16 protein-coding genes are annotated in these 18819 nt (G+C 69.4%); 5 read left to right on the top strand and 11 right to left on the bottom strand.

The features are described from left to right. Positions 1 to 69: 69 nt before the first annotated feature. A complete protein-coding gene (locus tag ACQP06_RS11205) occupies positions 70 to 2379 on the bottom strand; it encodes an Ig-like domain repeat protein (protein ID WP_433672151.1) in 2310 nt (769 codons plus the stop codon). Positions 2380 to 2406: 27 nt separating this feature from the next. Further along, the gene (locus ACQP06_RS11200; protein ID WP_433672150.1) at positions 2407 to 4089 is read right to left on the bottom strand and encodes an Hsp70 family protein; all 1683 of its coding nucleotides are present in this window, start codon (positions 4087 to 4089) and stop codon (positions 2407 to 2409) included. A 49-nt stretch (positions 4090 to 4138) separates the two neighbouring features. Here ACQP06_RS11200 and ACQP06_RS11195 point away from each other — a divergent pair, with 49 nt between their 5' ends. Then, positions 4139 to 4657 carry a nucleotide exchange factor GrpE gene (locus ACQP06_RS11195; RefSeq protein WP_433672149.1) on the top strand — a complete coding sequence of 173 codons (519 nt, stop codon included), beginning with the start codon at positions 4139 to 4141 and terminating at the stop codon, positions 4655 to 4657. A 72-nt stretch (positions 4658 to 4729) separates the two neighbouring features. Next, positions 4730 to 5875, top strand: a complete 1146-nt coding sequence (locus ACQP06_RS11190) for a Rieske 2Fe-2S domain-containing protein (protein WP_379271318.1) — start codon at positions 4730 to 4732, stop codon at positions 5873 to 5875. 18 nt (positions 5876 to 5893) lie between these two features. Here the strand turns inward: ACQP06_RS11190 and ACQP06_RS11185 are convergent, their stop codons facing one another. From ACQP06_RS11185 to rimP, 9 genes are all read right to left on the bottom strand, one after another. Then, on the bottom strand, positions 5894 to 7324 hold the full coding sequence (locus tag ACQP06_RS11185; RefSeq protein WP_433672148.1) for an MATE family efflux transporter: 1431 nt from the start codon (positions 7322 to 7324) through the stop codon (positions 5894 to 5896). A gap of 448 nt (positions 7325 to 7772) precedes the next feature. After that, complete coding sequence (locus ACQP06_RS11180; protein ID WP_433672147.1) at positions 7773 to 8381, bottom strand: nitroreductase family deazaflavin-dependent oxidoreductase; 609 nt, start codon at positions 8379 to 8381, stop codon at positions 7773 to 7775. Positions 8382 to 8605: 224 nt separating this feature from the next. Continuing rightward, positions 8606 to 9595 carry a DHH family phosphoesterase gene (locus ACQP06_RS11175; RefSeq protein WP_433672146.1) on the bottom strand — a complete coding sequence of 330 codons (990 nt, stop codon included), beginning with the start codon at positions 9593 to 9595 and terminating at the stop codon, positions 8606 to 8608. A gap of 6 nt (positions 9596 to 9601) precedes the next feature. After that, positions 9602 to 10054 carry a 30S ribosome-binding factor RbfA gene (gene rbfA / locus ACQP06_RS11170; protein ID WP_433672145.1) on the bottom strand — a complete coding sequence of 151 codons (453 nt, stop codon included), beginning with the start codon at positions 10052 to 10054 and terminating at the stop codon, positions 9602 to 9604. Between the two features lie 19 nt (positions 10055 to 10073). Then, positions 10074 to 10364 carry a DUF503 domain-containing protein gene (locus ACQP06_RS11165; protein WP_357093398.1) on the bottom strand — a complete coding sequence of 97 codons (291 nt, stop codon included), beginning with the start codon at positions 10362 to 10364 and terminating at the stop codon, positions 10074 to 10076. A 112-nt stretch (positions 10365 to 10476) separates the two neighbouring features. Next, on the bottom strand, positions 10477 to 13578 hold the full coding sequence (infB, locus tag ACQP06_RS11160; RefSeq protein WP_433672144.1) for a translation initiation factor IF-2: 3102 nt from the start codon (positions 13576 to 13578) through the stop codon (positions 10477 to 10479). Between the two features lie 107 nt (positions 13579 to 13685). Further along, positions 13686 to 13979, bottom strand: a complete 294-nt coding sequence (locus tag ACQP06_RS11155; protein ID WP_433673291.1) for a YlxR family protein — start codon at positions 13977 to 13979, stop codon at positions 13686 to 13688. A 232-nt stretch (positions 13980 to 14211) separates the two neighbouring features. Beyond that, positions 14212 to 15261, bottom strand: a complete 1050-nt coding sequence (nusA, locus tag ACQP06_RS11150; protein ID WP_357093062.1) for a transcription termination factor NusA — start codon at positions 15259 to 15261, stop codon at positions 14212 to 14214. After that, positions 15258 to 15875 carry a ribosome maturation factor RimP gene (gene rimP / locus ACQP06_RS11145; RefSeq protein WP_433672143.1) on the bottom strand — a complete coding sequence of 206 codons (618 nt, stop codon included), beginning with the start codon at positions 15873 to 15875 and terminating at the stop codon, positions 15258 to 15260. Before rimP ends, nusA begins: the two co-directional genes overlap by 4 nt. Positions 15876 to 16132: 257 nt before the next feature. Here rimP and ACQP06_RS11140 point away from each other — a divergent pair, with 257 nt between their 5' ends. The 3 genes from ACQP06_RS11140 to ACQP06_RS11130 all read left to right on the top strand — a co-directional run bounded on the left by ACQP06_RS11140 (position 16133) and on the right by ACQP06_RS11130 (position 18797). After that, positions 16133 to 16726 carry a hypothetical protein gene (locus ACQP06_RS11140; RefSeq protein ID WP_433672142.1) on the top strand — a complete coding sequence of 198 codons (594 nt, stop codon included), beginning with the start codon at positions 16133 to 16135 and terminating at the stop codon, positions 16724 to 16726. Further along, on the top strand, positions 16723 to 17157 hold the full coding sequence (locus tag ACQP06_RS11135; protein ID WP_433672141.1) for a ferritin-like domain-containing protein: 435 nt from the start codon (positions 16723 to 16725) through the stop codon (positions 17155 to 17157). The genes ACQP06_RS11140 and ACQP06_RS11135 overlap by 4 nt, the downstream gene beginning before the upstream one ends. Before the next feature lie 209 nt (positions 17158 to 17366). Continuing rightward, entirely contained in the window at positions 17367 to 18797 is a 1431-nt protein-coding gene (locus ACQP06_RS11130) for a three-helix bundle dimerization domain-containing protein (RefSeq protein WP_433672140.1), read from the top strand. The last annotated feature ends 22 nt before the right edge of the window (positions 18798 to 18819 follow it).

The raw sequence follows: 18819 nt of genomic DNA, 5'->3' as shown, positions 1-18819 counted from the left end.
TGTTCACGACCGTCCTGGCAGCAACCATCCCGGCCTCCACCAGATTCCCATGCGCGGGAGAAACCGACGTCACCGCACCCAGCGAAGGCGAGCCGCGGCGCCGAATCCGGCCGCGACGGTGAGGGTTCCGGACGGCTCCCGGCGACACGACGCCACCGCCACATGACAGGGGCGCGGGATCTCGGCGGGGATGCGGACGCCGCCCTCGATCTCGTAGCGCATATTGGTGACCTTCCAGCGCTGCGCCTGCGGGTCGTCGGGGTCGTCGGGCGGGGCGTCGGCGCGGGCCACGACCATGACCTCGGTGACGCCGGTCGGCCATTGGAAGACCAGCAGGCCATTGCGCTCGGCGAGGCCGCGCACGGTCGGCAGGCCGCTGGGCTCGCGGGCGGTGTCGGCGGCAGCCCCGGTGGAACCGGTGGCCGAATTCTCGGCGGGTCCAGGGGTGTTTCGGCGGGCGGCGGGATCGCCGTGTTGTGCTGTCGACGCGGACCCCGTGGTGGCGGCAGTCCGGTCCGAGCGGGTCATGTCCGAGGCGCGGCCCGAGATCGAGGCGACCACGCCGTACACCGGCACCGGTCCGGCGGGCGCGCCGCCGTCCTCCATGGCCACGCCGCGGGTGCGGCCGACCACGCGCCAGGAACCGTCCGCGAGCAGCCGGGTGATGCGGTACTCGGCCTGGTCGGTGGTCGACGGGGTCCAGGTGATCACGACCGTGCCGTCCGGTTTGCGGCTGACGGTGACGTGTTCGGGCGCGGCGACGCGGAGTTCGGCCAGGGCCGCGCGGGCCTCGGCGTGGTCGGCGCAGACCTCGAGGACTTCGCGCACCGCCTGCATGCGCAGGCCGGGATCGGCGGGGAGGGCCTCGAACAGGCGGCCCGCCTCGATCACAGCGGCCCGCGCACGGCCGATCAGCAGTTCCCGGCTCGCGCCGCGCGGATCGGGATTCGCGACATCGGCGGCTCTCCGATCCAGGAAGTCCAGGTGCTCGGCCAGCGCCTCCACGAATCGCCGCCCCGCGCAGCAGGACACGGCGGCCCGCCAGTGCACGACTGCCTCGGCGAGCACCCGCTCGACGTCCTCCCCCACCGCGCGCACCGAGCGCGCGGCCGCCGCGTCATCGCCGACCAGTCGCCGGGCGTCGGCGATGAAAGCCGCCGCCTCCTTGGGCTTTCCGGCCCGCAGCGACGCCCGCGCCGCCCGCAACGCGGCCTCCCACGGCCGCCCCGACTGGGTCGTGCCGTCGTAGGGCGTCCGCTGCCAGTGCTCCGGCTGCGGCGCGCCCGGCGGGTTCGCCTCGTCCGCGGCGGGATTCACCGGAGCAGCTGTCGACGTGGCTGAGGTGGACTGTTTCTCCGGAGTGGTCGACGGTTTCCGACCGGCCGCGAGGTGTTCGCGCCCCTCGACGGTGGTGCCGAGCTCGTCGGCGAGGGCGACGAGGATGCGTTCGGCATTGGCGCGGTCGAGACCGCCGGCGATGGCCACGCCGAGCAGGTAGTCGAAATCCGGTGCCACCAGCAGGTCCTCGACGAGCACGGCCGCGCGGACCTGGGGGCGCAGCTGGTCGGTGACGGTCTCGGTGATGGTCAGCAGATAGGCGTCGACCAGCGGACCGCCGGGCTCGAGCAGATCGCCGATGTGGATGAGGAGCTCGTCGAGGACCACGCGCAGACGGCCGGGCGGGAGCTCGCGGGTGCGGGCGCGCAGGGCCTCGGCGCGCAGGCGGATCTCGTTGCTGCGGTGGGCCGCCGAGAAATCCATGTCGAGCAGGGACAGCAGGGTGGGCACCGGGTCACCGGCGAGGAGTCGCTCGTATTCGGCCAGCAGCGACCGGATCTGGCGGCGACGCTCGGTACTCAGCGCGGGCGCGGCCGGGGGCGGCGGCGCGGCGGGGGCCTCGTCGATGATGCGGTGGCGGCGGACCCGGGCGGCGACCTCGGCGACCGTCAGGCCACCGAGGCGGCCGATGTCCTCGAGGCCCGCAATCTTCCCGGCGGGAATGCCGTTGTGCCGCTGGATCAGCCGCTCGATGGCGGCATCGAGCATCTCGTAGCGTTCGGCGTCCCGACGGTCACGCAACTGCTTGACCCGGTCGGCCTCGATCAGCCGGGAACCGGTGTGCAGCAGCGGCTCGGACAGCTCCTGATGCGCCTCGACCAGCAGCCCGGCCAGCACCCGGAACTTGGGGTGGTCGCGCAGCTTCTGCCACAGCGCCCATACCTGCTCGACGCGCGCGGCGACGTCGGCGTCACTCAGCCGGGACGCGTCGGCGAGCGGAATGTCGTACAGCTCGAAGGCATCCGACTCCGCGAGGCCGCCGCGGCGTTCGACGGCGGCGAGGACGCGTTTGCGATAGTCATTGGGATCGAAGGCGTGCATGGCTTTTCGTCGGACAGCGTATACCGGTCAGGAATTGCGACGGCGGGTGCGCTGCAGCTGATCCAGCTCGCGCTCCACATCCGCCTGTGACAGGGTGGCCCCGGTCTGCACCGACAAGGTCAGCGGCAGATCGGCGTCCACATGGTAGGCCGTCACGTGCAGCACACCGTCGAATCCCATCTCGAAGGTCACCCGGACTTCACTACCCTCCGGATACCCCGGCGGAATATCGCGAATCCTGCCCTCCACCAGCACCTTCGTGTCCTCGGGACGGGTCGAGGCCGCCTGCCCCTGCTGCTCGACGATGGTCAGCTCGATCTGCTCCTGGTGCGCGCGCACCGTGCCGTAGGAGCGTCGCACCTTGATCGGCAGCGTCTGGTTGCGGTGCACCAGCCAGCTCGCCGCCAGCCCGTTGAACGGATCCAGCGCCAGCACACCGAACCCGCGCGACACCACGGTGTCCACCTGGATCTCGATCATGCGGCGCACCAGGCTCACCGGCTGGCCGAAGGATGCGGCCACCCGCACCAGCGAACCCTCCAGGTCACCGGGATCGGCGTCACCGAGCGGCGCTCCGTCGCGGAGCCGCCCGCGGGTCACCAGGTCCGCGGCCACCAGCCGCTCCATCTCCAGCTTCTCGCCGTACAGCGCGGCGCCGCGGGCCACCGACAGGTCCGGGTCGCGCAGTTCGCCGGTGAGCCCGAATTCCTTCCGTAGCTGCTCGGCCACCATCGGCATGCGCGAGGAGCCGCCGACCAGCAGCAGCCGGTCCACCTGCCGCACCCCGCGCTTCTCGGCGGCGGCCAGCACGGCCTTGGTCAGGTCCAGGGTGCGCCGCATGAGCGAGGCGGTCAGCGATTCCAGATCGGAGCGGGTCAGCGGGATCACCGCCCGCGCGCCGTCGTGCGCGATCACCACCTCGGTGGCCTCGGCGGCGGTGAGCTCCTGTTTGGCCTGTTCGGCGGCCAGCACCAGCAGCTGGGAGCCGACCGAATCGTCCAGGGGGTCTTCGGCATCCGGGTTGGCCGTGCAGAACTGCTGGGACAGATACAGCGCCAGCCGCTCGTCCCAGTCCGCGCCGCCGAGCTGATGGTCGCCCTCCACCGCGAGCACCGAGATGCGGCGATCGGCCAGTTCGATGACGGTGGCGTCGAAGGTGCCGCCGCCGAGGTCGTAGACCAGCACGGTCTCGCGCGTGGGTTCCTTGCCGAGTTCGATACCGCCGTCCAGGCGCCCGAAGCCGTAGGACAGCGCGGCCGCGATCGGCTCCGAGAGCACACCCGCCACATCGAATCCGGCGTAGGTTCCGGCCTGGATGGTGGCGCGGCGCTCCTCGTCACCGAAGTAGGCGGGCACCGTGATGACCGCGCGCCGCACCGGTTCGCCACCGGAGAACTCGGCGTCGGCGGCAAGGCTTTTCAGGATGAGCGCCGACACCGCGGGCGCGGACCACAGCTGCCCGTGCGCGCCGAACCGCCATTCGGCGTCGCCCATGCGGCGCTTCACCAGGGTGCACACATTGTCAGGGTCGAGCCGGGCCTGCCGGCGCGCGCCCTCGCCGACCACATGGTCGCTCGCGGAGGCGAACAGCACAACGGAGGGAACGGTCGGTTCCCCCTTCAATCCGACCAGGACCTGCGGCCGGCCATCTGCGTCGATTGCCGCAATTGCCGAATTCGTTGTGCCCAGATCGATTCCATAGACCCCCATGGCGGCGATGGTAGCAGTCACCGGCGACAGCTGGGTTTATCGTTCGTGCATGACCGATCCAGCCCCGGCGGCCACGATTCCCCAGGCGCCCCCAGCGACCGCGGAGGAGTCCGCCCCGACTCTCGACCGCATCACCGAACGCATCGACGACCTCGCCCGGGTCATCGCCCGGCAGGCCGCCACCATCGAGCGACTAGCCGACGCCGCCAAACTGAAGATCCGCGACGAGCGCGCCGAAGCCGACGCGCCGCTGCTGCGCGATCTGTTCGCCCTGCACGGGCTGGCCCAGACCTTCGTCTCCACCTCGAATTCGGAACCGGACCGCCAGGGCTTCGAGGCCATCAATCGCCGGGTCGAGCGCATGCTGGCCGAGCGCGGCGGCGAGCTGGTGACGCCGTTCCGGGGCACGGCGTTCGATCCGGACACCATGGAGGCCGCCGAGATCGTGGGCACCGACGACCGGGAGGCGGACAAGACCGTGGAGTCGGTCATCCAGCCGGGCCTGACCATAGGGGATCGCTCGATCCGGCCCGCGAAAGTCGTTGTGCGGCGGTATCGAGGGGCCTGATTCCGAACCAGAACTGACACGTGTTCTAGTAGGCTGCGAAGTGCACGGACTGATCGATCGCGGAGGACGCAGATGAGTCAGCACTATCGCAGCATCGATGTCGGCGAACCGATGACGCGGTTCGCCCGGGGGTGGCATTGCCTCGGGCTCGCCGAGAGCTTCCGGGACGGACAGCCACATTCGGTCAATGCCTTCGGCACCAAACTGGTGATCTGGTCCGACAGCAAAGGCGAATTACACGCCCTCGACGGCTACTGCCGGCACATGGGCGCGGACCTCGCCTACGGCAGCGTCAAGGACGACAATATCGCCTGCCCCTTCCACGATTGGCGGTGGCGCGGCGACGGCAAATGCGCCGCCATTCCCTATGCGCGGCGCGTTCCGCCGTTGGCGCGCACCCGGTCCTGGACCACCTGCGAGGAAAACGGCCAGTTCTTCGTGTGGAACGACCCGGAAGGCAATCCCCCGCCGCCCGAGGTCGCCATTCCGCACATCGAGGGCATCGAGACCGACCAGTGGAGCGACTGGGACTGGAACTCACTGCTCATCGAGGGCGCGCACTGCCGCGAGATCATCGACAACAACGTCGACATGGCGCACTTCTTCTACATTCACTTCGCGTACCCCGTGTACTTCAAGAATGTGTTCGAAGGGCATGTGGCGACCCAGTTCCTGCACTCCAAGGGCCGGCCGGACATTCACGCCAAGTCCAACTATTCGCAGGAAATGTCGCTGCTGCGTTCGGAGGCCTCCTATTTCGGGCCGTCGTACATGATCAACTACCTGCACAACGACTTCGGCGACAACACCGTCGAGGTGGCGCTCATCAACTGCCACTACCCGGTCACCCACAACTCGTTCATGTTGCAGTGGGGCGTGAGCGTGCAGCGCATCCAGGGTCTGCCGCCGGAGAAATCCGAGAAGCTCGCCAAGTCCTTCGGCAAGAGCTTCGGCGTCGGATTCCTCCAGGACGTCGAGATCTGGAAACACAAGACCCGCATCGACAATCCGCTGCTCACCCAGGAAGACGGGCCGGTCTATCAGCATCGCCGCTGGTACGAGCAGTTCTACGTCGACGTCGCCGATATCAAGCCGGAAATGACGGCCCGGTTCGAGTACGAGGTCGACACCACCCACGCCAACGAGAACTGGCAGGCCGAGGTCGCGCAGAACCTCGAGAAGCAGGCCGCCGCCCAGGCGAACGGCTCCAGCGACTAGCGACGCCGCCGGAACGGACTACGCCATCCGTCCCGGCACCTCGGCGCCGACGCGGGCCCAGCGGCCCGACAGCGCCCGCCACGACACCGTGATCAGGCGCAGGACCAGGAAGGCGACCAGGCCGGTCCAGATTCCGCCGATGCCCCAATCGAATTCGAGCGACAGCCAGATCATCGGGAGGAACCCGAGCAGCGCCGAGCCGAGGGTGGCGTTGCGCAGGAAGGCGGCATCGCCCGCGCCCAGCAGGACGCCGTCGAGGGCGAACACCACACCGCCGATCGGGATGATCGCGACGAAGAACCACCAGACCACATTGGTGCGGTCCAGCACCGCGGGATCATCGGTGAACAGGCGCGGAATCAGCGAGTGACCCGCGGCGAAGAACACCGCCAGCACCGTCGCGAACACAGTCGACCAGGCCGTGACCCGCCGGGCCAAACCCTGTGCCCCGCGCGCGTTTCCGGCCCCGAGCGCCGCGCCGACCAGCGTCTGCGCCGCGATGGCCAGCGAATCCAGCGTCAGCGCCAGGAAGTTCCACAGTTGCAGCACCAGCTGATGCGCCGCCACCGACGCCGCCCCGAACCGCGAGGCCACCGCCGCCGCCGACACGAACGACGCCTGGAAGGCGAGGCTGCGCGCGATCAGGTCCCGGCCCAGCACCAGCTGCGCCTTCATGATCTCGAGGTGCGGCGCGATCGACACGTGCGCCCGCCACAACGCGCGCACGAACAACACCCCGGACACCGCCTGCCCGGCCAGATTCGCGACCGCCGACCCCTCCAGCTCCATCCGGGGCGCGCCCAGCAGCCCGTGCACCAACGTCGGGCACAGCACGCCCGAAACCACCAGCCCCGCAACCACATACAGCAATGGCCGCCGCGTCTGCTGCACCCCGCGCATCCATCCGTTCCCGGCCATCGACAGCAGGATCAACGGCACCCCGAACAAGGCGATCCGCACCCACGACTCGGCCGCGTCGGCGATATCGGACCCGCCGGCGATGGCCCGCGTGATCGGCCCCGCGAACACCTGCACCACCAGTACGATCGCCAACCCGGCCGCGACCGCGATCCAACTGGCCTGCACGCCCTCCACGACCGCCCCGCGCTCCTCCCCCGACCCGTGCCGCCGGGCCGCGCGCGCCGTCGTCCCGTAACTCAGGAACGTCAACTGCGAACTGACCTGCGCCAGAATCAAACCCCCGACCGCCAACCCCGCCAGCGCCAACGCCCCGAGCCGCCCCACCACGGCCATGTCGAACAGCAGGTAGATCGGCTCGGCGACCAGTACACCGAGGGTCGGCACCGCGATCCCGAGAATCCGCCGCGGCCCCGCGGCCGCCGCCTCCGCGCCCCGCGCTTCCGCCCGCGCGCGTCTGGCCGCCTCATCCCCCGCCGCCGGGGATCCCGGATCCTCCCCGCCATCCGCCACGATCTCCGCACCGCTCATGGGCCCACCATTCCACACGGGAACCGGCCGAAGCGCCCGCCGAGAGCCGTGAACGGGCAAATATATGGTGCGGACCGCGGGCACCGGTTCCTGCCGCCGCCCCGGTACCGGCACCGACGCTCAATCCCGGACCCGCCACACGAATGGCCCACGACGCCAGAGCGACCGACGGCTCTGCCTGCCGAGGCCTGGTCCCCGACAAGGCTCCTCCGTGCCTCTGCCATCCGACGCGCCCGGCGGCAAGGTTAGATGCGCATGTCCGCATTTGAACATGCCAGCCTACCGCCGACCGCTCGATGACAGCGCGCACGCGGCCGCCGGGAGGGAGCCGAAGCCCGACGTTCGCGGTCAGACCACCGACGCAGCCGCATTCGCCGGGTGCCGACCGTAGGCAGGAGTACCCGCCTACTGAAGTCGGCCTCTCCCCCGAACTCGGCCGCGGCCCGCTTCATTCGCGGCGAGCACGCCACCACAGCGCCGCGACGGTGACGGCGGCAGCCGCCAGCGCCGGGCGGGTGTACGGGGAGCGCGGGCGGGACAGGGTGTCGCCGCGGATGGCGGATGCGAGCTGCGGCGTCGGGTGGACGGGGCGTAGTTCGAAGATGCGGAAGATACGGCCGCCGGAGAGCTCGTGTTCCATTTCGTAGCCGGGCCAGAATTCGATGGCGGTGTCCCAGGCGCGTTTTCGTTCGACGCCGGTGATCTGGGTGACAGTGACGGGGAAGCGCTGGCCGCCCACATGGACGGTGGCGGTGGCAGCGGAGCGCAGGTTGGCCGACCAGGACGGGTGGTCGGGGCTGCCCCAATTGGAGCCGATGAGCAGGATGCTGCCGTCGTCGGGGACGTAGAGCAGCGAGGTGGTGCGCGGGAGGCCGGTCTTGCGGCCGATCACGGTCAGTTCGAGGGAGGGCAGGCCCGCGATGTCGAGAACGCCGTTGCGCCCCCGGGTGATTCGCCGGACCGCGCGGTCGGACGCGAGAATCGTGCCGGCCGCGTGCATGACCCAGCGCTGGGTGCCGAGACGGCGGGCGATGCGGGGCAGAACTGTAGACGCCATGGGAATTCCTCACCGGTATCGGGAGTTCCGCGAACGCGGTCGCGCATGCCTTCGCCCACTTCGAGAATGCTGAAACGTCCTTGTCATCAAGCGTATTCGCGCGGAAGCCCCCGGACTGTTCCCCCGGCAAGCCGTCGGCGGAGGATGGTTGTCGAATCCACTGTAATCACAAAGGCTTAATCGCGGGTGGCGAGCCGGAAATCGGTGGGGTCAGTCACTCGAGCTCAGTCACTCAAACGGGATTTCAGCGTCTCGATCAGATCGTCGTGCGACCCGGTCGCGCTGTACCCGGCGGCGTAGCGATGCCCGCCACCGCCCAGCGACACCGCCACCCGCGCCACATCGACGCCGGGAGTGCCGTCGGCATTGGCGTGCGAACGCAGCGACACCGTCCACCGGTCCGGTTCGGTCCGCGATTCCTTGAACACGGCCGCGACCTGCGCCTCGGCGGCGGTGCGGATGAGGTCGATGACGCTCTCCACCTCCTCGGACCGGACCGCCTCGGTGTCCTCGCGGCGGACCACCGCGTAGACCAGGCCCGCTCCCCCGGCCGCGTCGGGCAGCAACTGCGCCGACCCGAGCACCCGCGACAGCATCGGCAGCCAGGCGAAGGGATGGGTGTCCATGAGGGTGCGGGTGATGGCCGCGCCGTCGATACCGGTGGCCAGCAGCCGTTCGGCCAGGGCGTGCGAGCCCGGCCGCACCCATTTGAACGAGCCGGTATCGGTGACCAGTCCGGCGTAGAGGCAGTGCGCGATATTCGCGTCCAGCGGCTCGGACCAGGCGTCCAGGATACGGGCGATGACACCCGCGGTCGACTCGGCGGACTCGTCGACGATGTTCACCGCGCCGAAGCGGGTGTTGGAGCGGTGATGGTCGATCACCAGAGTGGTTGCGGCACCGGCCAATCGGTCCCGCAGCACACCGAGCCGATCCGCGCTGCCGCAGTCAACCGTGACCAGCACATCCGTCTCGGCCGGGACCTGATCGGGCCCGACCAGCAGCTCGGTGCCGGGCAGCGACCGCATGGACACCGGCAACCGGTCCGGTTCGGCGAAGCAGACGACGACCGGGACCCCACGCCGACGCAGGACCTGCGCCAACGCCAGCCCGCTGCCGACGGTATCGGCATCGGGCTGGATATGGCACAGGATGGTCACCGACTTCGCGGCGTCGAGAATCTCGACCGCCGGGGTGACGTCGACGGGGGTCACCGGAGGTCAGGCTTCGTCGTCGTCTTCGTCCTCTTCGCTCTTGTACGGGTCCTCGTCACCGGCGTAGGTCGCGCCGACGGCGACCTGCGCGACCCGCGCGTCGCTGGCGCGGGCCTTGGACAGCAGCTCTTCCATCTCGCGCGCCGCGTCGGGCACGGTGTCGAGCTTGAACGCGAGGGTGGGGGTGAACTTCACCCCGGTGCCCGCGCCCACCTTGGACCGCAGAATGCCGGCGGCGGCCTTCAGACCGGCAGCGGCTTCCGCGTAATCGGGTTCGGCGTCGATGGTTTCACCCATGACGGTGTAGAAAATTGTCGCCTCGCGTAGATCCCCCGTCACCTTGGAATCGGTGACGGTGACGAACCGCAGTCGCGGATCCTTGATCTCGTACTCGATCGCCGTGGCGACGATGGACGAGATGCGCTTCGCGAGTCGGCGTGCTCGGGCTTGGTCAGCCATGAGAGCGCTCCTCACTTCTTCAGTCTTCGGGTCCGAAGATGCGGCGGCGTACCGACAGCAACTCTAACTCCGGACGATTGGCGACGTGCCGTTCACACTTGTCCAGCACCTCGGTCAGGTGGTTCATGCCGTAGCTGACCATTGCCACACCGAGCAATGACCGTCGATAACGGTCATGATCTCCGCCCTCGGTGACACTCACATCGAACCGTTTCAGGTCCGCGAGGATGGGGCGGATGACAGAGCGCTTCTCTTTCAGTGAATGCACATCACCGAGCAAGATATCGAACTCGAGCGCTCCGAAGAACATCTTTTCAGTCATATGAACGCGCCCCGGGGAATGCGCGCACAGTTACCCGGAAAGGTAAGGGGCACAACCCCGCCGGACCCGAAGGTCCGGCGGGATCGCGTACTGCTTTCGCCTAGTCGCGCGGCTTCTCGCGCAGCTCGTAGGCCTCGACGATGTCGCCTTCCTTGATGTCGTTGTACCCGACGGTCAGACCACATTCGTAGCCTTCGCGGACCTCGGTCACGTCATCCTTCTCACGACGCAGCGACTGGATGGTGGTCTCGGCGACCACGACGTTGTCGCGGATCAGGCGCGCCTTGGCGTTGCGCTTGACCGAACCCGAGAGCACCCAGCAACCCGCGATGTTGCCGAACTTGGAGGAGCGGAAGATCTGGCGGATCTCCGCCCGGCCCAGCTCGTGCTCCTCGTAGATCGGCTTGAGCAGACCCTTGAGGGCCTTCTCGATCTCGTCGATCGCCTGGTAGATGACCGAGTAGTAGCGGATGTCCACGCCTTCGCGGTTCGCCAGCTCGGTCGCCTTGCCCTCGGCGCGGACGTTGAACCCGATGATGATCGCGTTCGACGCCGACGCCAGGTTGACGTTGGTCTCGGTGACGCCACCGACACCGCGGTCGATGACGCGCAGACGCACCTCGTCGCCGACATCGATACCGAGCAGCGCCTCTTCGAGGGCCTCGACGGTACCGGAGTTGTCGCCCTTGAGGATCAGGTTCAGCTCCGAAGTCTCCTTCAGAGCGGCATCCAGATCTTCCAGGGAGATCCGCTTGCGGCTGCGCGCGGCCAGGGCGTTGCGCTTGCGAGCGTTGCGGCGGTCGGCGATCTGACGCGCGATGCGGTCTTCCTCGACCACGAGCAGGTTGTCGCCGGCGCCGGGCACCGAGGTGAAACCGATGACCTGGACGGGCCGCGACGGCATGGCCGCCACGACGTCGTCGCCGTGCTCGTCGACCATGCGGCGGACGCGACCGTAGGCGTCACCCGCCACGATCGAGTCGCCGACCCGCAGCGTGCCGCGCTGGATGAGCACGGTCGCCACCGGGCCACGGCCGCGGTCGAGGTGGGCCTCGATGGCCACACCCTGCGCGTCCATGTCCGGGTTCGCCCGCAGATCCAGCGAGGCGTCCGCGGTCAGGACCACGGCCTCGAGCAGCGACTCGATGTTGGTGCCCTGCTTGGCGGAGATGTCGACGAACATGGTGTCGCCACCGTATTCCTCGGCCACCAGACCGTATTCGGTCAACTGCTGGCGAATCTTCTGCGGATTCGCGCCTTCCTTATCGATCTTGTTGACCGCCACCACGATCGGCACATCCGCGGCCTGCGCGTGGTTGATGGCCTCCACCGTCTGCGGCATGACGCCGTCGTCGGCCGCGACCACGAGGATCGCGATATCGGTGGCCTTCGCACCACGGGCACGCATGGCGGTGAACGCCTCGTGACCGGGGGTATCGATGAAGGTGATGAGGCGGTCTTCGTCGTTGACCTCGGCCAGCACCTGGTAGGCGCCGATGTGCTGGGTGATACCGCCGGCCTCGCCCTCACGGACGTTGGCCTTACGGATGGTGTCCAGCAGTCGGGTCTTACCGTGGTCGACGTGACCCATGACGGTCACGACCGGCGGACGGACCTGCAGGTCTTCCTCGTCGCCGTCGTCCTCGCCGTAGGTGAGGTCGAAGTTGGCGAGCAGCTCGCGGTCCTCGTCCTCCGGGGAGACCACGTGCACGACGTAGTTCATCTCCGAACCCAGCAGCTCGAGGGTCTCCTCGTTCACCGACTGGGTCGCGGTCACCATCTCACCGAGGTTGAACAGCGCCTGGACCAGCGAGGCCGGGTTGGCGCCGATCTTCTCGGCGAAGTCCGACAGCGACGCGCCACGGGCGAGACGCACGATCTCACCGTTGCCGCGCGGCAGCCGCACGCCACCGGCGATGGGCGCCTGCTGGTTCTCGTACTCGGCGCGCTTCGCCCGCTTCGACTTACGGCCACGACGCGGAGCTCCACCCGGACGACCGAACGCACCCGCGGCACCGCCGCGACCGCCACCGGAACCCGGACGGCCACCGCCGCCACCACCGGGACGACCCCGGAAACCACCGGGAGCACCCGTGCCACCACCGGCACCGGCACCGGCGCCAGCGCCGCCACCCGCACCGGGAGCGCCGCCACCGCGGTAACCGCCGCCACCGCCACCGGGACGGCCGCCGCCGGCACCCGGACCACCCGGACGCGCCGGACGGCCTGCGCCACCCGGACCGGCCGGACGCTGAGCGCGAGCGGGCATGGCACCCGGGTTCGGCCGCGGGGGCATCGAACCGGGGCTGGGACGCGGACCGCCGGGACGGGGACCGCCCTGACCGGCAGCAGCCGGACGGGGACCACCCTGGCCGGGACCGGGGCGCGGACCGCCCTGGCCGGGACCCGGACGGGGACCGCCCTGACCCGGACCCGGACGCGGGCCGCCCTGCGGCTGACCCGGACGCGGGCCACCCTGGCCCTGACCCGGACGCGGACCACCCTGGCCCTGACCCGGACGAGGGGCCGGACGCGGCGCGGGACGCTCGGGCGCGGAAGAGAAGGGGTTGTTACCGACACGCGGCGGCTTCGGACCCGGCTTCGGGCCACCCGGACGCGGACCGGACTGCGGGGCGGGGGCACCGCCCTGCTGCGCCGGACGCGGGGCCTGAGCGCCCGGACGCGGAGCGTCGGTACGCGGGGCCTGCGGAGCCGGAGCGGACGGAGCCGGAGACGCGGAAGCGGCTGCCGGAGCAGCGTTTTCGCGAGCCGCGGGCTTCGGGCCCGGAGCCGGACGCGCTGCGGGAGCGGCCGGGGTCGCGGGCGATTCGGCACGGGCGGCCGGAGCCACCGGTGCGGCGGGGGCCGGAGCCGGAGCCGCGGGGGCCGGAGCCGCCGGGGTCGGACGCGGGCCGGGACGGGGACCGGCACCCGGGGTGGCCGGCTTGCCGGCCGCCGCCTCTCCGGGCCTTGCCGGACGCGGGGTGCTGTCACCACTGGGCTTGGGGGCCGCCGACTTGGCGGCACCGGAGGGGGCGCTCTTGGGTGCGAGCGACTCCCGCAGCCGGCGCGCGACAGGTGCTTCCACCGTCGAGCTCGCCGACTTCACGAACTCGCCCTGCTCCTTGAGCCGCGCGAGTAGTTCTTTGCTCGTGACACCGAGTTCTTTTGCCAACTCGTGCACGCGGGCCTTGCCTGCCACTGCTCTCCTCACTCAGAGGCCGAGCGTGACAGCCCGCTTACAACGGGGCGTCCGCACGACCTCGACTAATTTCGAAGGCCGATCATTTCTGGGACTTCACGGTGTGCTCATGAGTGCTCGTGCCTGTTCTCTACGTAATGCTCCAGGGCTGAGATATCCAGATGTCCGGACACTCGTAGTGCTCTGCCGATTGCTCGGCGCCGAACTGCTTGACTCAGACAAACCGAAGAGGGGTGCAACCAAGCACCCCTTCCGGGAAGTCTGCGCCGCGGATCCGGAACGACCACAAGGGTTTGCCCACTCTCGGCAGACCCTTGCGCCACGACCCGCATCAGATCGGCAGCCAGCTCGCGTCTGCGACATCCGATGCAGGTCCGGACGGGTGCTGATCTTACCGGCACCCGCTCGGCGCGCGGAGAAGTCGAAGACTCGCGCTGAGCCTGCGTCCACTCTACCGCTCTCACGTCCCGATCTCCGCATCCGTACCCCTTGGAAGTTACCAAGCTGTCATCCCAGGGGTCTGTTTCACAAATCCATTTCCGACCGGGCCGGACTCATCGAGCAAGATCAGCCCGGTGCCGGGCGGCCGTGATCGAGCTACCGTGGCGCCTCGATCCCGGCCGTACGCGACCCTCAGTTCCGGTGCGTGTCGGAGCCGCCGGTCGCCGCCGCGGGACGCGCGCCGCCCTGCGGGTCGGCCGCCGCGTCCGAGCGGATGTCGATCCGCCAGCCGGTGAGCCGGGCCGCCAGGCGGGCGTTCTGCCCCTCCTTGCCGATGGCGAGGGAGAGCTGGAAGTCGGGGACCACCACGCGCGCGGCGCGGGCGTCGGGGTCCACGATCGTCACCGACACAACCTTCGACGGGGACAGCGCATTCCCGACGAAGGCGGCCGGGTCCTCGGCGTAGTCGATGATGTCGATCTTCTCGCCCGCCAGCTCGCTCATGACGTTGCGCACACGCTGACCCATCGGGCCGATGCACGCGCCCTTGGCGTTGACGCCCGGCACGGTCGAGCGGACCGCGATCTTGGAGCGGTGCCCGGCCTCGCGGGCCACGGCCACGATCTCGACCGAGCCGTCCGCGATCTCGGGGACCTCGAGCGCGAACAGGCGGCGCACCAGGTTCGGGTGGGTGCGCGAGAGGGTGATCTGCGGGCCGCGCGGGCCACGCGAGACGCCGACCACGTAGCACTTGATGCGGTCGCCGTGCTCGTAGGTCTCGCCCGGCACCTGTTCGGCGGGCGGGATGACACCCTCGGCGCCATGGGCTTCCGAGCCGATGCGGACCACGACGGTGCCGCGGGCGTTCATGCGCGCGTCGCGCTGCACCACGCCGCCGACGATGTCGCCCTCGTGGGTGGAGAACTCGCCGAAGGATTTCTCGTTCTCGGCGTCGCGCAGCCGCTGCAGCACCACCTGGCGGGCGGTGGTGGCGGCGATGCGGCCGAAGCCCTCGGGGGTGTCGTCCCACTCGGAGATGACATTGCCGTCGGCGTCGACCTCGCGGGCCATCACGCGCACGACACCGGTCTTCTGGTTGATGTCGATGCGGGCGTTGGGCTGGTGGCCCTCGGTGTGCCGGTAGGCGGTGAGCAGCGCGGACTCGATCGCGGAGATCACCGTCTCCATCGAGATCCCCTTGTCGGCGACAATCGCGCGCAGGGCTTCGATTTCGATGTTCATTCCACGATCCCTTCGGTCAGTGAATCGGATTCTGTTGTTTCGGTTTCGTTGTCCTCCGGGGCGCCCGGCTGGGGACGGCCCGGCGCTACTCCCCCCGCGAGGTCCAGCTCGGCCACGCCGGGTGGAGTGAATTCCACCTGCACGACGGCCGAGTGGATGTCGGCGAGCGGCACCGTCACCCGGTGTGGCTTCCGCTTGCCGCCGAGGACCAGGGCGATGTCGGTGTCGGTGAGGACGCCGACCCTGGCCTCGAACGTGGATTTGCCCTTCTCCTCCGGTGATTCGGCGCCGGGAGCCAGGGTGATCTTGACCTTGCGCCCCTGCGCGCGCTGCCAGTGCCGCGGGCTGGTGAGGGGCCGGTCGATGCCGGGGGTGGTGATCTCCAGCAGATACGGGGTCTCGCCGAAGTCACCGGCGTCGTCGAGGGTCTGCGAGATCTCCGAGCTCAGTTCCGCGACCGCGTCCAGGTCCGGGGATCCGTCGCTGTCGACGGTCACCTTGACCTTGCTCGCTGGACCGGCAGCCGAGATCGCGACGCCTTCGAGGTCGAATCCTCGGCGTTCGACGAGCTCAGCAACTAGCTGGCTCACCCTTTCCTCGGTCGGCATCGGCATATGGGGCGGCTCCTGGTTCAGTTGTCACGGGTTGAGTTGTCTGCTTCGGCGAAATACCGGGCCGAAGGTCTAGCGTAACGCGCTGAAAGAGTGTAAAGGACCAGCCGACCCGCCTGAGTTCGGCATGGTCGGCCGTGCGGTACCGCTGGCGCGTCGAGAGCGACGCGCCCAAGACGGTTGCCCGTCGTCGCTGATCACAGCCTATCCGACCGCCCTCGCGCAGCAAGCTGTCCGCGACGGCTGGCACCATGTACCCCGTGCCCAGCAGTCAGAGCGGCCTCATGGCCGATGTCGTCGGTCTCACGGTCCAACCGGACCGAACCGGCTCCGCCCCCACCCCGATTTCCTCACCCCGGTCCGATGCCGCGGTGAATCGGCGCTCCGCGCTGCGGTTGGCCGGGGGCAGCCTGCTGGTGGCGGCCGCCGCGGGTGCGTCGGCCGCGTGCACGAAGAACGAGCAGCCGGCCGCGCCGGATCCGCTGCTGGCGCAGGAGACCGCGGCACTTACTGATGCCGCCGCCGCCACCGAGGCCATCGCGACCACCCCCGATCGGGCGGGCGCACTGAAGACCATCGCCGATCAGCGCACCGCGCACGCGCAGGCGCTGCGCACCGAAATCGACCGCGCCATCGGCGTTTACGGCGACGGCACCACCCCCAGCCGCCGCACCCCGCCGCCCACCGCGATCGCCGTCATCAGCCCGACGTCGGTGGCGTCGCTGCGCACCCAGCTGAGCGCCTCGCAGCGTTCGGCCGCCGACCTGTCCATCTCCCTCTCCGGATTCCGCGCCGGGCTGCTGGCCTCGATCAGCGCCTGCTGCGGCACCCACGCAGGAGTCCTTCTCGCATGACCACCCTCGATCAGCAGGCGCTCATCGATGCCCTGAGCGCCGAGTACGCGGCGGTCTACGCCTACGGCGTGATCGCCGCCTACGCCAACCACGACCGGGACAAGCTGGTGGCCGAGTACACCGCCGCGCACCGGGCCCGGCGCGACGCCACCATCGACGCGTTGCGGGCCGACGGCGCGACGGTTCCCGAACCGGCCGCCGCCTACACCGCGCCGTTCCCGGTGAACGATCCGATCCCGGCGGCGCACCTGGCGGTGACCGTGGAATCCGACGCCGCGGCCTCCTGGCGGGCGGTGGTGGAACGCGCCACCGATCCCGGCGTGCGCCGCACCGGAATCGACGCGCTCACCGAATGCGCTGTGCGCCTTGCCACTTGGGAGTCCATCCTGGGTACGAGCCCGGTGACCACACCCTTCCCCGGTAAGGCCTGATCGGATACCGGGAAACCGGTCCGCAGGGTTACCGGGAATTCGCCGCGTCCGCACTTTCCGTTTCCGTTCTCGATCACCGGGCACAACCCTGGATCGATAGGGTCTGTGCGGCGCGGCTCTTTTCGCATTTTTCCTGCCGTGCAACGAAATTCGGTGCGAGCTCGGAGGGAGATACCGTGGCGGTCGGTGCTGCGCGGGGAGAGAAAGCTGTGCGGGAGGAGAAGGCCCTACGCGAGATGACGAATCGCCTGGTCGACGACTATGGCGAGGCGCATCCGCCGGAGCGGGTCGAGGCCGTGGTGGGTGCGGTGCGCAAGCGGTTCGAGGGGCATGCGGTGCGGGATTTCGTTCCGATTCTCGTCGAACGGATTGCGCGTCGGGAGTTGGATCCGAAACGTTCCAAGAACAGCGCGGGCCAGGTCGACTCGAGCAAGTCCGAGCCGGTCGCGGCGAATGGCGAGAGCAATTCGGCCGACGGCCACGGCGCGGAGACCACGAGTGTGTTCGCGGCCGTCGCCGGCCGGTTCGTCCCGGCGCGGCTGGTCGAGAACAAGCGGGTGCTGGGGGTCGCGGCAGCCGGTGTGGCCGCGGTCACCGCACTGGGTGTGATTCTGGCTGTGCAGCAATCGGATTCGCCGTCGGAGGGCGGCACGGCCGCGCCCGTGCTGACCACGGTGCGCGGGGTCGTCGGGTCGGAGAAGTCGGCGTTCTTCGACGATCCGAAGGTGGTCGACGCGCTGGGCAAGCACGGATTCAAGGTCGACGTCGAGCCCGCGGGGTCGCGCCAGATCGCGACCTCGGTGGATCTCGGCAAGTACGACTTCGCGTTTCCGTCCAGTTCGGCGGCGGCGGAGCGGATCCAGCGCCAGCGCGGGGTGAGCGGCAAGTACATGCCGTTCTCCTCCCCCATGGCCATCGCCACCTTCAAGCCGATCGCGGACCTGCTGACCCAGGCCGGGATCGTGCAGCCCGGCGCGACAACGACTTTCGACGTCGAGAAGTACCTGTCGCTGGCCGAGAAGGGGGTGCAGTGGACGCAGCTGGACGGCAACACGGCCTATTCGGTGCCCAAGAACGTGCTGGTCTCCACGACCGACCCGCGCACCTCCAACTCGGCCGCCATGTACCTGGCCGTGACCGCCTACGTGGCCAATGACAACACCATCGTGCGCGGCGCGAAGGCCGAAGACTATGCGGTGTCCCGGGTTTCGCGGCTGTTCACCCGTCAGGGCTACACCGAGTCCTCCAGCGACGGCCCGTTCAAGGACTACCTGGCCAATGGCATGGGCACCGTCCCGATGGCCTGGATCTACGAGGCCCAGTACGTCGACGCCGCGGTGCACAACCAGCTCAAGCCCGACATGGTGCTGATGTACCCGAAGCCCACGGTGATGTCCCAGCACACCGTCGTCCCGTTCAACGACAAGGGCGACCGGCTCGGCAAGCTCCTCACCACCGACCCCGACCTGCAGCGCCTGGCCGCCGACCACGGCTTCCGGCCGACCGACGTGAGCCTGTTCACGAAAGCCACGGCCGCCCACCAGGTCCCGGTCGACCCGAACCTGGTGAACCAGGTCAGCCCGCCCGACTACGACACCCTCGAACACCTCCTCGACGGGGTCGCCAAGTCCTACAACTGAGCCGAGAACGAGGAAGGCCCGC

The organism is Nocardia sp. CA-136227 (assembly GCF_050955695.1).
Taxonomy (GTDB): Bacteria; Actinomycetota; Actinomycetes; order Mycobacteriales; family Mycobacteriaceae; genus Nocardia.
The sequence above is the reverse complement of the archived record's forward strand: the minus strand, read 5'-3'. Positions and strand labels throughout refer to the sequence as shown.

Excerpts from the sequence above, each read along its gene's own strand:
- ACQP06_RS11165 (WP_357093398.1), bottom strand. The coding sequence starts at position 10,364 with ATGTTCTTCGGAGCGCTCGAGTTCGATATCTTGCTCGGTGATGTGCAT.
- ACQP06_RS11190 (WP_379271318.1), top strand. The coding sequence starts at position 4,730 with ATGAGTCAGCACTATCGCAGCATCGATGTCGGCGAACCGATGACGCGG.
- ACQP06_RS11195 (WP_433672149.1), top strand. The coding sequence starts at position 4,139 with ATGACCGATCCAGCCCCGGCGGCCACGATTCCCCAGGCGCCCCCAGCG.
- ACQP06_RS11135 (WP_433672141.1), top strand. The coding sequence starts at position 16,723 with ATGACCACCCTCGATCAGCAGGCGCTCATCGATGCCCTGAGCGCCGAG.
- ACQP06_RS11200 (WP_433672150.1), bottom strand. The coding sequence starts at position 4,089 with ATGGGGGTCTATGGAATCGATCTGGGCACAACGAATTCGGCAATTGCG.
- rbfA (WP_433672145.1), bottom strand. The coding sequence starts at position 10,054 with ATGGCTGACCAAGCCCGAGCACGCCGACTCGCGAAGCGCATCTCGTCC.
- ACQP06_RS11180 (WP_433672147.1), bottom strand. The coding sequence starts at position 8,381 with ATGGCGTCTACAGTTCTGCCCCGCATCGCCCGCCGTCTCGGCACCCAG.
- ACQP06_RS11185 (WP_433672148.1), bottom strand. The coding sequence starts at position 7,324 with ATGAGCGGTGCGGAGATCGTGGCGGATGGCGGGGAGGATCCGGGATCC.
- rimP (WP_433672143.1), bottom strand. The coding sequence starts at position 15,875 with ATGCCGATGCCGACCGAGGAAAGGGTGAGCCAGCTAGTTGCTGAGCTC.
- nusA (WP_357093062.1), bottom strand. The coding sequence starts at position 15,261 with ATGAACATCGAAATCGAAGCCCTGCGCGCGATTGTCGCCGACAAGGGG.
- ACQP06_RS11205 (WP_433672151.1), bottom strand. The coding sequence starts at position 2,379 with ATGCACGCCTTCGATCCCAATGACTATCGCAAACGCGTCCTCGCCGCC.